At 66.2% G+C, this 13164-nt stretch carries 11 protein-coding genes; 6 read left to right on the forward strand and 5 right to left on the reverse strand.

The window, feature by feature from the left end:
- Positions 1 to 5: 5 nt before the first annotated feature.
- The 4 genes from ptsP to cysG form a co-directional block, all read right to left on the reverse strand.
- Positions 6 to 1745, reverse strand: coding sequence for a phosphoenolpyruvate--protein phosphotransferase (gene ptsP, locus C8E02_RS01030; RefSeq protein ID WP_047967914.1), 1740 nt, complete (start codon positions 1743 to 1745; stop codon positions 6 to 8).
- 45 nt (positions 1746 to 1790) lie between these two features.
- Positions 1791 to 2060 carry an HPr family phosphocarrier protein gene (locus C8E02_RS01035; protein ID WP_047967915.1) on the reverse strand — a complete coding sequence of 90 codons (270 nt, stop codon included), beginning with the start codon at positions 2058 to 2060 and terminating at the stop codon, positions 1791 to 1793.
- Positions 2057 to 2455, reverse strand: a complete 399-nt coding sequence (locus tag C8E02_RS01040; protein WP_047967916.1) for a PTS sugar transporter subunit IIA — start codon at positions 2453 to 2455, stop codon at positions 2057 to 2059. The genes C8E02_RS01035 and C8E02_RS01040 overlap by 4 nt, the downstream gene beginning before the upstream one ends.
- 77 nt (positions 2456 to 2532) lie before the next feature.
- Positions 2533 to 3948: a siroheme synthase CysG gene (gene cysG, locus C8E02_RS01045; protein WP_120809317.1), complete on the reverse strand. Its 1416-nt coding sequence runs from the start codon at positions 3946 to 3948 to the stop codon at positions 2533 to 2535.
- Between the two features lie 180 nt (positions 3949 to 4128).
- On the opposite strand from cysG, the gene C8E02_RS01050 reads away from it, so the two are divergent.
- Complete coding sequence (locus C8E02_RS01050) at positions 4129 to 5796, forward strand: sensor domain-containing diguanylate cyclase (RefSeq protein ID WP_170152073.1); 1668 nt, start codon at positions 4129 to 4131, stop codon at positions 5794 to 5796.
- 232 nt (positions 5797 to 6028) lie between these two features.
- On the opposite strand, the gene polA is transcribed toward C8E02_RS01050, so the two are convergent.
- Positions 6029 to 8824 (reverse strand): DNA polymerase I, encoded by a 2796-nt coding sequence (gene polA, locus C8E02_RS01055; RefSeq protein WP_120809319.1) that lies wholly within the window; start codon positions 8822 to 8824, stop codon positions 6029 to 6031.
- 16 nt (positions 8825 to 8840) lie between these two features.
- Here polA and C8E02_RS01060 point away from each other — a divergent pair, with 16 nt between their 5' ends.
- The 5 genes from C8E02_RS01060 to C8E02_RS01080 all read left to right on the forward strand — a co-directional run bounded on the left by C8E02_RS01060 (position 8841) and on the right by C8E02_RS01080 (position 13067).
- A complete protein-coding gene (locus C8E02_RS01060; RefSeq protein ID WP_120809320.1) occupies positions 8841 to 9569 on the forward strand; it encodes an LOG family protein in 729 nt (242 codons plus the stop codon).
- A gap of 49 nt (positions 9570 to 9618) precedes the next feature.
- Entirely contained in the window at positions 9619 to 9930 is a 312-nt protein-coding gene (locus C8E02_RS01065) for a DUF2782 domain-containing protein (RefSeq protein ID WP_120809321.1), read from the forward strand.
- Positions 9931 to 9939: 9 nt separating this feature from the next.
- The gene (thrB, locus tag C8E02_RS01070) at positions 9940 to 10878 is read left to right on the forward strand and encodes a homoserine kinase (protein ID WP_120809322.1); all 939 of its coding nucleotides are present in this window, start codon (positions 9940 to 9942) and stop codon (positions 10876 to 10878) included.
- Between the two features lie 141 nt (positions 10879 to 11019).
- The gene (locus C8E02_RS01075; protein ID WP_047967922.1) at positions 11020 to 11721 is read left to right on the forward strand and encodes a winged helix-turn-helix domain-containing protein; all 702 of its coding nucleotides are present in this window, start codon (positions 11020 to 11022) and stop codon (positions 11719 to 11721) included.
- A complete protein-coding gene (locus tag C8E02_RS01080) occupies positions 11718 to 13067 on the forward strand; it encodes an ATP-binding protein (protein ID WP_120809323.1) in 1350 nt (449 codons plus the stop codon). The genes C8E02_RS01075 and C8E02_RS01080 overlap by 4 nt, the downstream gene beginning before the upstream one ends.
- Positions 13068 to 13164: the final 97 nt, after the last annotated feature.

A 13164-nucleotide genomic window follows, 5' to 3' on the forward strand; every position in this document is an offset into this window, starting at 1 on the left:
CCGGATCAGGCGTCCGGCCCGGCATTCAGTTGTTGCAGAAGATCGGCGATTCTATCAGGGTCTTCGCTGCGAAGCATGCGCGCGACGTGCGGTCCCACTTCATCGAGGTGGCTGGACAGTACCTGCTGCTTCACGTCCAGCAGGTTGGCCGGGTGCATCGAGAAGCGGCGCAAGCCCATGCCCAGCAGCAACCGGGTCAGGCGCGCGTCGCCGGCCATCTCGCCGCACACCGATACCGGCACCCCGGCCTTGCTGGCGGTCTTGATGGTGTAGGAGATCAGCTTCAGCACCGCCGGATGGATCGGATCGTACAGGTGGCTGACGGTGTCGTCGTTGCGGTCGATCGCCAGCGTGTACTGGATCAGGTCGTTGGTGCCGATGGAGAGGAAGTCGACATGCTTGATGAAGCTGCCCACCACCAGCGCCGCCGACGGGATCTCGATCATGGCGCCGACTTCCACCGCCTCGGCAAAGGCGATGCCTTCGGCGCGCAGCTCGGCCTTGGCGTACTCCAGCTGAGTCAGCGACTGCTTCAGCTCGCCCAGGCTGTTGATCATCGGGAATAGGATGCGGATCTTGCCGAAGGCCGAGGCGCGCAGCAGTGCGCGCAGCTGGGCGCGGAACATCAGCGGCTCGGCCAGGCACAGGCGGATGCCGGTCAGCCCCAGCGCCGGGTTTTCCGCCAGCTGGTGATTGAGCCAGCGCGGACTCTTGTCGGCACCGAGGTCCATGGTGCGCACCGTCACCGGCGCGCCGCCGGTCAGCTCCGCCACCATGCGGTAGGCGTCGAACTGCTCGTCCTCCGACGGCAGGTTGTCGCGGCCGAGGAACAGGAATTCGCTGCGGAACAGGCCGACGCCGACGGCGCCGGCTTGCAGCACGTTGGCCGCATCCTGCGGCAGCTCGATATTGGCCAGCAGCTCGATCGGGGTGCCGTCCTCGGTGATGGCATCGGTATTGCGGATGCTGGACAGCTTGCGCCGCGCCTCGACGCAGGCCCGCTGCCGGCGGCGGTACTCGGCCAGCACCGTCGGTTCCGGGTTGATCAGCAGCACACCCTGCTGGCCGTCGACGATGATCAGCTCGTCCTCGCGCACCAGCTCGCGCGCGTGGTGCAGCGCGATCACCGACGGCAGGTCGAGGCTGCGGCCGAGAATGGCGGTATGACTGGTGGCGCCGCCGACATCGGTAACGAAGGCGGCGACGTTGGAATCCTTGAAGTAGACCATGTCGGCCGGCGACAGGTCGTGCGCCACCAGGATGGCGTCGCCGTCCAGCCCTTCCGACAGCTGCAGCTCGGTGGTGTGACCGCCGAGGTTCTTGAACACCCGCTCCACCACCTGCAGCACGTCGTGCTTGCGTTCGCGCAGGTAGTCTTCCTCGATGGCGTCGAACTGCTCGATCAGGGTGTCGCACTGCTGTTTCAGCGCCCACTCCGCGTTGCAGCGCAGGCTGGCAATCAGTTCGCGCGGGTCGCGCGTCAGGGTCACGTCCGACAGCAGCATGATGTGCAGCGACAGGAACGCCCCCAGCTCGGCCGGGGCGTTCTCCGGGATGCTGCCCCACAGCATTTCCAGCTGTTTGCGCGTAGCCCGCACCGCCTGGTCGAAACGCTGCTGTTCTGCCGCGATTTCGTGGTCATCGATACTGTAATGCACCACGTCATCCATGCTTTGCGACAGCAAGTGGGCACGGCCGATGGCAATGCCGCCACCGATCGGTACCCCGTGCAAAACGATGCTCATGTTGCGCCCTCTCCCCTGTCCGGTACCTGTTCTTGTTGCGGGCGGTTATTCCGCCTCGTCAAAGCGGTTGTTGATCAGTTCGACCAAGGCCGCCATCGCGAGATCCTCGTCCTCGCCATTGGTTTCCAGCTCGATTTGCGAGCCTTTCGCTGCCGCCAGCATCATCACCCCCATGATGCTCTTACCGTTGACGCGGCGGCCGTTGCGCGCGATCCAGACTTCGGCCTTGAAACGGCTGGCGGTCTGGGTGAACTTGCTGGAGGCGCGCGCGTGCAGGCCCAGCTTGTTGATGATCTCGATTTGCTGTGTTTTCATTCTTTTCCCTCGGGAATGACGTAGTACACGCCTTCCAGTCCCCCTGTAATCGCCTTGCTGACCACCACCTCCAGCGGCTGCGCGCTGTAGCTCAGCGCGCGCACCAGCATCGGCAGGTTGACGCCGGCAACGACCTCCACCACGCCGCGCTGACGCAAGCGGCTGGCAATATTGCAAGGCGTCCCGCCGAGCATGTCGCTTAACACCAGCACGCCACTGCCGTCATTGATCTTGTCGATCAATGCCTGCGCGTCCAGCAGCCGTGCGTCGGGATTGTCTTGTTTCTCGACGCCGAGGATGGCCAGATTGTCCGGCACGCGCCCCAGCACGTGCCGTGCACAGTCGGCCAGGCACAAGCCCAGCTCGCCATGCGAAATGATCAGTACACCTACCATGATTGTCTTGCTCCGGACGAGCCGGTATTGTCCTCGTTATGACGTGGTGACGGTACCGCGCCGTCACCGCCCTGGATTCACTGCTGCGCGTCGGGAGTTACCGCCACTTCCTCGACGCTACGAAACCAGCCCAGCCGCGACGACAGCGCCACCACGTCGCCGACGATGATCAGCGCCGGCGAGGCGATGCCGCTCTGCGCGATCTTGGCCGGCAGGCTGGCCAGCGTGCCGACCACGGTACGCTGCTGCGCGGTGGTGGCACGGTGCACCACCGCCGCCGGCGTGGTCGCCGCCTTGCCGTGCGCGATGAAGGTGTCGCAGATCTCGGCCGCCATCGCCAGCCCCATATATACCACCACCGTCTGATCCGGGCGCGTCAGTGCCGGCCAGTCTAGCTGAATGCTACCGTCTTTTTTATGACCTGTAACAAACACCACCGCCTGCGCGTGATCGCGGTGGGTCAGCGGGATGCCGGCGTAGGCGGCGGCACCACTGGCCGAGGTGATGCCGGGCACCACCTCGAACGGGATGCGGTGCTCGGCCAGCAGCTCGATTTCCTCGCCGCCACGGCCGAAGGTGAACGGATCGCCGCCCTTCAGCCGCAGCACGCGCTTGCCCTCTTGCGCTAGGCGCACCAGCAGGGTGTTGATCTCTTCCTGCGGCATGGTGTGGTTGGCGCGCTGCTTGCCGACGAAGATGCGTTCCGCATCGCGGCGTACCAGCTCCATCAGCTCCGGCGCCACCAGATTGTCGTACAGCACCACGTCGGCCTGCTGCATCAGGCGCAGGGCGCGGAAGGTGAGCAGGTCGGGGTTGCCGGGGCCGGCACCGACCAGGTACACCGCGCCGGACGGCGTGCTATCGCCTGCGGCCAACCTTTGCAGCAGGTCGGCCTCGGCGGCGCGCTCGTCGCCGTTCATCACCTGCTCCGCCAGCGGCCCTTCCAGCACCGCCTCCCAGAACGCCCGCCGCTCCTCGACATTGCCGAAGCGCGCCTTGACCTGGTCGCGGAAACGCGCGGCAAACTGCGCCAGACGGCCGAAACCGGCCGGGATCAGGCTTTCCAGTCGCGCGCGGATCAGCCGCGCCAGCACCGGCACGCCGCCGCCGGTCGATACCGCGATCACCAGCGGCGAGCGGTCGACGATCGCCGGCGTGATGTAGCTGGACAGCTCGGGGTCATCCACCACATTGACCGGAATGCCCAGCGCCTGCGCCGTCTGCGACACCAGGCGGTTGACCTCGCGCTCGTTGGTGGCGGCCACCACCAGCCGCTGGCCGCAGACCTGTGCCGGCTGGAAACAGGCGTCGATATGGCACACCTCGCCGGCGGCCGCCATCGCGGCCAGCTCCGGCACCAGCTGCGGCGCCACCACCGTCAGCCGGGCGCCGGCCGATTGCAGCAGGCGCGCCTTGCGCACCGCCACCTCGCCGCCGCCGACCAGCAGGCACGGCTCGCCGGCAAGGCGCATGAAAATCGGAAAATACTCCACGGAATGCTCCTGTAGCTGACCATGGCAGAATACTCCAGCCGGCGCCGGTTGGCGATGCCCGCCCTCGGCACTACGCCCTGCAGCGGATATCACCGGCCATGGCATTCAGGTACTATGCTTCAAACATTATTCCGGATTTGCCATTGCCCGCCGCGCGGCCATGGCTCGCAGGAGCACAACGTGTTCGCCCAAGCCACTCTCGAAACCGTCCTCAGCGCGCTGCCGGCCGGTTACCTGCTGCTTGACCTGTCGCGACAGGTCGTCTTCGTCAGCGAGCGTTTCAGCATCGCCTGCCACGGCAACCCGCTGCCCACCGTCGGCAGCCCGCTGCCGGCCACGCTGCTGCCGCAAGCGGTGCAGCAGCGCCTTGATCAGCCCGACAACAAGGGACTGACGCTGCCGGCGCACGGCCTGCTGCTGGAGTGGCTGGTCACGCCGCTGCGCGACGGCTGGCTGATCAGCGTGCGCGAGGACCGTCATGCCTTCCGCACTCTGGTCGACAATTCACCGGACATCATCACCCGCTACGACCTCGAGCTGCGCTGCCGCTTCATCAACAACACGCTGAGCAACTTCTCGCCGACACCGGCAGCGGAACACATCGGCCGCACGCTGGAAGAACGGCGCCTGCCCGCGCAGCTGAAGGATGCCATCCGCCACAATGCGCAGCAGGTGATCGCCAGCGGCAAGCCGCAGCGTTTCATCAGCGAGCTGAGCCTGCCGCAGCGGCTCTACGTGTTCGAGTCGAGGCTGCTGCCGGAGTTCGACGACGCCGGCCAGCTGCAGTCGCTGCTCAGCATCGACCGCGACATCAGCGAGCAGCACGCCACCCGGCTGTGGGAAGCCGACGAGAACCGGCTGCTGGAGATGATTGCCAACGACCGGCCGCTGCAGGAAGTGATGGGCTGGACCTGCCAGATGATCGAGAACCAGCTCAGTGGCGCGATGTGCAGCATCATGCTGCTGGACGAAGCCGGCGAACGGCTATACCTGGCGGCGGCGCCATCGCTGGCCAGCGAATACAAGGAGGCGATCGACGGCCTGCGCATTGGTGAAGGCATCGGCTCCTGCGGCACCGCCGCGCAGCGCGGCGAGATGGTGATCGTCAGCGACATCGCCAGCGATCCGCTGTGGCAGGACTACCGCGAGCTGGCCGCCGCTCACCGGCTGCACGCCTGCTGGTCGCTGCCCATCCTGGCGCAGGACGGCAAGGTGCTCGGCACCTTCGGCCTCTACCACGACCGCCCCTGCGCGCCGGATTCGCAAGCACTGGACATCGTGCGCCGCACCTCGCACCTGATGGCGATTGCCATCCAGCAGGAGCAGCGCGCCACCGCGCTGTACCGGCTGGCGACGCAGGACGGTCTGACCGGCCTTGCCAACCGCCGCCACTTCCTCGACCTCGCCTCGCAGCGTTTCAAGGAGGCGCGCTACCTCGGCAAGCCGTTCAGCCTGCTGATGATGGACATCGACCACTTCAAGCGCGTCAACGACGGCCACGGCCACGAGGGCGGCGACGTGGTGCTACAGGCCTTCGCCCAGTGCGTGAAGAGCACGCTGCGCGCCAGCGACCTGGTGTGCCGCATGGGCGGCGAGGAGTTTGCCGCCATCCTGCCCGATACCCCGGCCAGCGAGGCGCTGGTGGTGGCGAAACGGCTGCGCAACGCCATCGCCGCGCTGCCGATCGCGCATCAGGACCACACCATCCCGATCACGGTCAGCATCGGCGTCGCCTCGCTGTCGCCGGCCTGCCGCGAGCTGAGCGAGCTGATCCGCCACGCCGACCAGGCGCTGTACCAGGCCAAGGCCAAGGGCCGCAACCGCGTCTGCGTCGCCGAGTCGCTGTAAGCGCCTGTTCACGATCGGCTGCAACTGATCTCTACGGGGGCGATACTGGCTTAAAAACGGCTTCGGCATGCTTGTTTATATCTGGATAAACGCCGCTTCCCCAGCCGTTTTCGCCTTGTCTCGCGCGAGCTCGTGAGCACGCGCTAAGCGGCGCGATTGCAAAAAAGGTTGGCCGCAACAGCGTGCGCTGTTGCAGCCAACCTTTTGCCATACGGGGAAGACCTGCGCGCGTCTAGTGTGCGCTCTCCCAGCTGCTGCCGACGCCGACTTCCGCCAGCAGCGGCACCTTCAGCGCGGCGACGCCGGCCATCAGCTGCGGCAGTTTTTCCCGCACCAGCGCCAGTTCGCTTTCCGCCACTTCCAGCACCAGTTCATCGTGCACCTGCATGATCAGTTTGCTCTGCAGCCGCTTGGCCAGCAGCCAGTCCTGCACCGCGATCATCGCCAGCTTGATCAGGTCGGCGGCGGTGCCCTGCATCGGCGCGTTGATCGCGGCACGCTCGGCACCGGCGCGACGTGCCTGGTTGGCGGCGCGGATCTCCGGCAGGTACAGGCGGCGGCCGAACACGGTCTCGACATAGCCCTGCTCGCGCGCCGCATCGCGCGTCTGCTGCATGTACTCGGCGACGCCGGGGTATTTGCGGAAGTAGCTGTCGATATACAGCTTGGCGGCGTCGCGGCTGATGTCCAGCTGCGAGGCAAGGCCGAATTCACCCATGCCGTAGATCAGGCCGAAGTTGATGGCCTTGGCGGCGCGGCGCTGCTCAGTGCTGACCTCCGCCAGCGGGGTGCTGAACACCTCGGCGGCGGTGGCCTTGTGGATGTCCTCGCCGCTGGCAAACGCCGCCAGCATGCCGGCGTCGCCGGACAGGTGCGCCATGATGCGCAGCTCGATCTGCGAATAGTCGGCTGAAACGATCACGTGGCCGGGCGCGGCGATGAAGGCCTCGCGCACGCGGCGGCCCTCGGCGGTGCGCACCGGGATGTTCTGCAGGTTGGGGTCGGAGCTGGCGAGGCGCCCGGTAATCGCCACCGCCTGTGCATAAGTGGTGTGCACGCGGCCGGTCTGTGGATTGATCAGCGTCGGCAGTTTGTCGGTGTAGGTGGACTTCAGCTTGGCGAGGCCACGGTACTGCAGGATCAGCTTCGGCAGCGGGTGATCCAGTGCCAGTTTTTCCAGCACTTCTTCGTCGGTGGAAAAGCCGCCGCTCGGCGTCTTGCGCACGCCCTTGGTGGCGATGCCGAGCTTGCCGAACAGGATTTCCTGCAGCTGCTTCGGCGAATTGAGGTTGAACGGCTGGCCGGCCTGCGCGTAGGCGGCCTGCTCCAGGCGCAGCATCTCGCTGCCCAGCTGGTGGCTCTGCGCCGCCAGCTGCTCGCGGTCGATCAGCACGCCGTTGCGCTCCATCGCGAACAACACCTCCGCCACCGGCAGCTCGATGTCGCGGTAGACCTCGGCCAGCTTGCCGCTCAGCAGCGGCGCGAAGTGCTGCGCCAGGCGCAGGGTGATGTCGGCGTCCTCGGCCGCGTAGTTGGCCGCAACCTCCACCGCCACCTCGGCAAAGCCGATCTGCTTGGCGCCCTTGCCACAGATTTCCTCGTAGCTGACCGTGGTTTCGTTCAGGTGACGGCGCGCCAGCTCGTCCATGCCGTGGCGTTCGTGGCTCTCGATCACGTAGGAGGCCAGCAGCGTGTCGTCGGCCACGCCGCGCAGGGTGATGCCGTGGTTGGCAAACACGTGGCGGTCGTACTTCAGGTTCTGCCCCAGCTTTTTCTTGCTAGCGTCCTCCAGCCACGGCTTGAGTTTGGCCAGCGTGGCGTCGAAGTCCAGCTGCTGCGGCGCGTCCGGGCCGCGGTGCGCCAGCGGCAGGTAGGCGGCCTGCCCCGCTGCCACCGAGAAGCTGATGCCGACCAGCCGCGCCTGCATCTGGTCGAGACTGGTGGTCTCGGTATCCAGCGACACCACCTCGGCCGCGGCCAACCTTTGCAGCCACTCGTCCAGCTGCTCGCTACTGAGAATGGTGTCGTAGTGGCGTGCGATGGCGGCGGCAGCGGATTCGCTCGCGGCAACGGCATCCGGCACCGCCGCGCTGTCGTCGCCGAACAGGTCGCCGCTGGTATGCAGCGCCGGCTGCGCCCGCGTTGCTACCGGCGTGGCGGTATCGGCCGCCGGCTCGCTGACTTCGCGCAGGAAGGTACGGAAGCCGCAGGCGGCAAACAGCTCCGCCAGCCGCGCATTGTCCTTGCTGCCATGCAGCAGGCTGGCCATGCCCTGCGGCATCTCGTCCGCCAGCGGCACGTCGCACTTGATGGTGATCAGCTCGCGCCCCTTGGGCAGCCACGCCAGCGCCGCGCGCAGGTTGTCGCCGACCTTGCCGCCGACCTTGTCCGCCTGTGCGATGACCCCGGCCAGCGTGCCGTACTCTTCCAGCCATTTCACCGCCGTCTTCGGGCCGCACTTGTCGACGCCGGGCACGTTGTCGACCTTGTCGCCGATCAGCGTCAGGTAGTCGATGATCAGGCTCGGCGGCACGCCGAATTTCTCCTTCACCCCGGCCTCGTCCAGCAGCTCGTTGGTCATGGTGTTGACCAGCGTCACCGCCGGCGTCACCAGCTGCGCCATGTCCTTGTCGCCGGTGGACACGATCACCCGCATGCCGGCGGCCTCCGCGGTACGGGCCAGGGTGCCGATCACGTCGTCGGCCTCCACCCCGTCCACCATCAGCAGCGGCCAGCCGCTGGCACGCACCACCTCGTGCACGGTGACGACCTGCGCGGCGAGGTCACTCGGCATCGACGGACGGTTGGCCTTGTACTCCGGGTACAGCTCGTCGCGGAAAGTCTTACCTTTAGCATCGAAAATGCAGGCGCTATAATCGAACTGCACTTCCTTCTCCAGCCGGCGCAGCATGTTGACCATGCCGTAGATGGCACCGGTCGGATCGCCGGTGGGTGAGCGCAAGTCGGGCATCGCATGGAAGGCTCGGTACAAATAAGAAGAGCCGTCAATCAATAACAAGGTTTTCATAAGAAAAGGGGCAGATATGAGCTTGTCCGATAAATTACCGCAAACCAGCGACCGCTACGCGATGATGCAGCGTTTCCGCTCGCGCGAAGCCTGGCATGTGATGAAAATTCTGTCGGAATTTGTTGAATCGGCAGAAGAACTGCAACAGATCAGTCCAGCTGTAAGTATTTTTGGCAGCGCACGGACGCCGCGCGATCATCGCTATTATAAGCTGACCGAGGACATTGCCCGCCTGTTATCCGACGCCGGCTTTGCGGTGATTTCCGGTGGTGGCCCCGGCATCATGGAGGCGGCCAACAAGGGCGCCTATTACGGCAACAGCCCGTCGGTCGGCCTCAACATCGTGCTGCCGCACGAGCAGCGCCCCAACGAGTACCAGGACCTGAGCCTGAAGTTCGACCACTTCTTCAGCCGCAAGGTGATGTTCGTCAAACATGCACTGGCCTATGTGGTGATGCCCGGCGGCTTTGGTACACTGGACGAAATGTTCGAGGCGCTGACGCTGATCCAGACCGGCAAGACGCGCAAGATGCCGATCATCCTGTGTGGCGGCGAGTTCTGGAGCGGCCTGCTCGACTGGGTGCGCCAGCGCCTGATCGGCGACGGCCTGATCAACGCCGATGACCTCGACCTGCTGCAGCTGATCGACGACCCGCAGCAGATCGTGGAAACCATCTTCACCTTTTACGAAACCCGCGGCTTCGAGGCCCTGCCGGAAGAACGCGAACAGCTGCTCAATCTGTAATATTTGCCGACCGGCGCTGCCCGCCAGCGCCGACAACCAAGGAAACACCATGTCCCGCCTGATTCTGGCCGTGCTGGCCGCCATCGCCCTGCCGGCGCTGGCCGATACCCCCGCCGCGGTGCTGCCGCCACCGCCGACCATTGCCGCCGATGCCATGGCAGAGCCGGAAGTCCGCATCATCCAGGACGGCGACAACAGCATCGAGGAATACCGTCTCAACGGTCGCCTCTACCTGCTGAAAGTGACGCCGAAAAACGCGCCACCGTACTACCTGCGTGACGACGAGGGTAACGGCCAGATGAAACGCATCGACCCGTCGCAGCGCCTGGTGGTGCCGCAGTGGGTCCTGCTGACCTTCTGAGGAGCGGGCATGTCGGTTTATACCTCGGTCTCGACCGCAGAGCTGGCACAGTGGCTGCAGCGCTATGCGCTGGGCGAGCTGGTCGAGCTGAAAGGCATTGTGGCCGGTGTCACCAACACCAACTACTTTGTCACCACCACCCACGGCCGCTATGTACTGACGCTGTTCGAGGTGCTGCAGCTGGACGAGCTGCCCTACTTCCTGGAGCTGAAGAGCCACCTGGCGCGACACGGTGTTGCCTGTCCGGCGCCGATTGCCGACCACAACGACCAGTTTGCCTCGCTGCTGGCCGGCAAGCCGGCGTGCCTGGTCAGCTGCCTCGACGGCCACGACATCGAGCAGCCGAACGCGGCGCAGTGCCACGCCATCGGCGAGATGCTGGCGCAGATGCACAAGGCCAGCAGCACCTTCCCGCGCCGCATGCACAACCCGCGCGGCCCGGAATGGTGGAGCCGCACCGCCACCTCGCTGTATCCGCAGCTGCCGGCCGCGGACGCCGCCAGCCTGCGCAGCGAAGTCGCGTTCCAGGACAGCCACCGCTTTGATTTCCTGCCGCAGGGGGTGATCCACGCCGACCTGTTCAAGGACAACGTGCTGATGGATGGCGACAAAATCGCCGGCTTCATCGACTTCTACTACGCCTGCAACGACATCCTGCTGTACGACCTCGCCATCGCGCTCAACGACTGGGCGCGCGATGCACAGGGCGAGATCGATGCCGGGCTGGCGCGCGCCATCATTGCCGGCTACCAGAGCATCCGGCCGCTGACCGCAGAGGAACGCAAGGCATGGCCGGTGATGCTGCGCGCCGCGGCACTGCGTTTCTGGGTGTCGCGCCTGCTCGACTTCTACCGTCCGGCCAGCGGCGAAATGACCTACACCAAGGATCCCGGCGTGTTCCAGCGCCTGCTGGAAGCACACCGCACCCGCCAGGACTTCTGGCTGTAACGCGCGCCGCGCCAGGCCGGTGCCGGCAGCCGTCCCTGCCCGCGCCGGCCATCTGCCACCGCACAGCCCGCCCACCGCGGGCTGTTTTGCCTACTGGCGGAATTGCGGTATAACCGGCCAGTCACCCCACAAGGATCTGCCATGAACCAACGTCTGTTGCTGATCGAGGACGATCAGCGCCTGGCCGACCTCGTCAGCAGCTACCTGCGCAAGAACGGCTACGACATCCAGCACCATGCCCACGGCGACGGCGCTGCCGAACGCATCATCGAGATCATGCCCGACCTGGTGATTCTCGACGTGATGCTGCCGGGCAAGGACGGCTTTGAAGTCTGCCGCGCGGTGCGCCACCGCTACCCGGGACGCATCCTGATGATGACCGCCCGCGACGAGGAGATCGACGAGATCCTCGGCCTGGAGCTGGGTGCCGACGACTATCTGGCCAAGCCGGTAGAGCCGCGCCGCCTGCTGGCGCGCATCCGCGCCCTGCTGCGCCGCAGCGACAGCGGCGGTGACGACAACGGCGACCAGGACAAGCTCGGCTTCGGCCGTTTCAGCATCTGTCAGAGCACGCGCGAGGCGGTGCTCAACGCGCAGTCGCTGGAGCTGACCACCGCCGAATTCGACCTGCTGTGGCTGCTGGCCAGCCACGCCGGCGAAATCCTGTCGCGCGACGACATCATGAACCAGCTGCGTGGCATCGGCTTCGATGGCCTCGACCGCTCCATCGACGCCCGCATCTCGCGCCTGCGCAAGAAGCTGGACGACAACCCGGAAACACCGACCCGCATCAAGACCGTGCGCGGCAAGGGCTACCTGTTCTCGCGGAGCGACTGGGAGTGAGAGCGCCGCTGAGCATGGCGCGCATGTTCGCGCGCTACTTCGCGCAGACCATGCTGCTGCAGTTCGTGCTGCTGCTCGGCTTCGTGCTGCTGCTGATCGTGCTGTCCGCCAACAGCGAGCGCGAACGGCTGCAGAAGCAGATGGACGGCACCGTGCGCCTGATCCAGCGCGAGCTGCTGCGCCAGCCTCCGGCACGGCGCGACGCCAGCCTGCGCGAGCTGCAGCCGCTGTTCGCCTATCCGCTGGCGCTGGTCAGGCTGCCGCCAGCCAGCCTCGACGAAGAGGCGCGTGCGCGACTGGCCAGCGGCCAGAGCTGGCTCGACAGCAGCCAGCAGAACCTGTACGCACCGCTGCCCGGCACCAGCCAGCTGCTGGTGATCGGCCCGCTGGACAGCCAGGGCAGCGGCGGCGGCTGGCTGCACAGCGAGCTGGGCCTGTTCGTGCTGTGGTTCGCCTTCTTCGGCGTGCCGCTGGCGCTGCTGATCTACCTCAACCTGCGCCCGCACTGGCACGATCTGGCCGCGCTGCGCGACACCTCGCTGCGGCTGGCGGAGGGCGATCTCGGCGCACGGGCGCCGGCGGCGCGCAGCCCGCTGTTCTCGCCGCTGCAGCGCCAGCTCAACAGCATGGCGGAAAAGCTGGAAACGCAGATGGAGACGCGGCAGGCGCTGGCGCACGCGATTGCCCACGAGCTGCGCACGCCGGTGGCACGGCTGCGCTTCGGGCTGACCATGATGGACGAGGCGGAATCCGACGACGAACGCCGCGGCTACCGTGACGGCATGGAGCGCGACATGCAGGAGCTGGACGAGCTGATCAACGTCAGCCTCAGCTACTCCAAGCTCGACCGCGGCGAAGTGCCGCTGGAGTACGACACCATCGACCTGGAAGAGTGGTTCGAGGACCTGATCGAGCTGGTGCAGCCGTTGCGGCCAACCTTGCTGCAGCTGACGCTGGACTGCGCACGCGGCGAAGCCACCTTCGACCGCCGCCTGGTGTATGTCGCCACCCGCAACCTGCTGCTGAACGCCTTCAAGTACGCGCGGCAGCAGGTGTGCATGACGGTGGCGGTCGAACACGGCCAGCTGGTCATCACCGTCGACGACGACGGGCCGGGCATCCCGGAAAAGGAGCGCGAGCGCATCTTCGATCCGTTCCAGCGCCTCGACCGCTCGCGTGACCGCGCCACCGGCGGCTACGGCCTCGGCCTGTCCTTCGTGCGCCTGATCGCCCACCACCACGGCGGCAAGGCGTGGATCGCCCAGTCGCCGCAAGGCGGCGCCCGCTTCGGGTTGACGCTGCCACTACACCCGGCCGGCGGCGCGCCGTCACAAAGCGTCACATAAACGCACAGCAGCCACACAGTCGGCGTACGCAAGCGCCATAGTGTTGCGCGGCGGCGGCACGCAGAATGGACTCATCAACCTCACTCACCGTGAAACG

It is taken from the genome of Vogesella indigofera (assembly GCF_003633895.1).
Taxonomy (GTDB): Bacteria; Pseudomonadota; Gammaproteobacteria; order Burkholderiales; family Chromobacteriaceae; genus Vogesella; species Vogesella indigofera.

Excerpts from the sequence above, each read along its gene's own strand:
- ptsP (WP_047967914.1), bottom strand. The coding sequence starts at position 1,745 with ATGAGCATCGTTTTGCACGGGGTACCGATCGGTGGCGGCATTGCCATC.
- C8E02_RS01035 (WP_047967915.1), bottom strand. The coding sequence starts at position 2,060 with ATGAAAACACAGCAAATCGAGATCATCAACAAGCTGGGCCTGCACGCG.
- C8E02_RS01040 (WP_047967916.1), bottom strand. The coding sequence starts at position 2,455 with ATGGTAGGTGTACTGATCATTTCGCATGGCGAGCTGGGCTTGTGCCTG.
- polA (WP_120809319.1), bottom strand. The coding sequence starts at position 8,824 with ATGAAAACCTTGTTATTGATTGACGGCTCTTCTTATTTGTACCGAGCC.
- C8E02_RS01060 (WP_120809320.1), top strand. The coding sequence starts at position 8,841 with ATGAGCTTGTCCGATAAATTACCGCAAACCAGCGACCGCTACGCGATG.
- C8E02_RS01065 (WP_120809321.1), top strand. The coding sequence starts at position 9,619 with ATGTCCCGCCTGATTCTGGCCGTGCTGGCCGCCATCGCCCTGCCGGCG.
- thrB (WP_120809322.1), top strand. The coding sequence starts at position 9,940 with ATGTCGGTTTATACCTCGGTCTCGACCGCAGAGCTGGCACAGTGGCTG.
- C8E02_RS01075 (WP_047967922.1), top strand. The coding sequence starts at position 11,020 with ATGAACCAACGTCTGTTGCTGATCGAGGACGATCAGCGCCTGGCCGAC.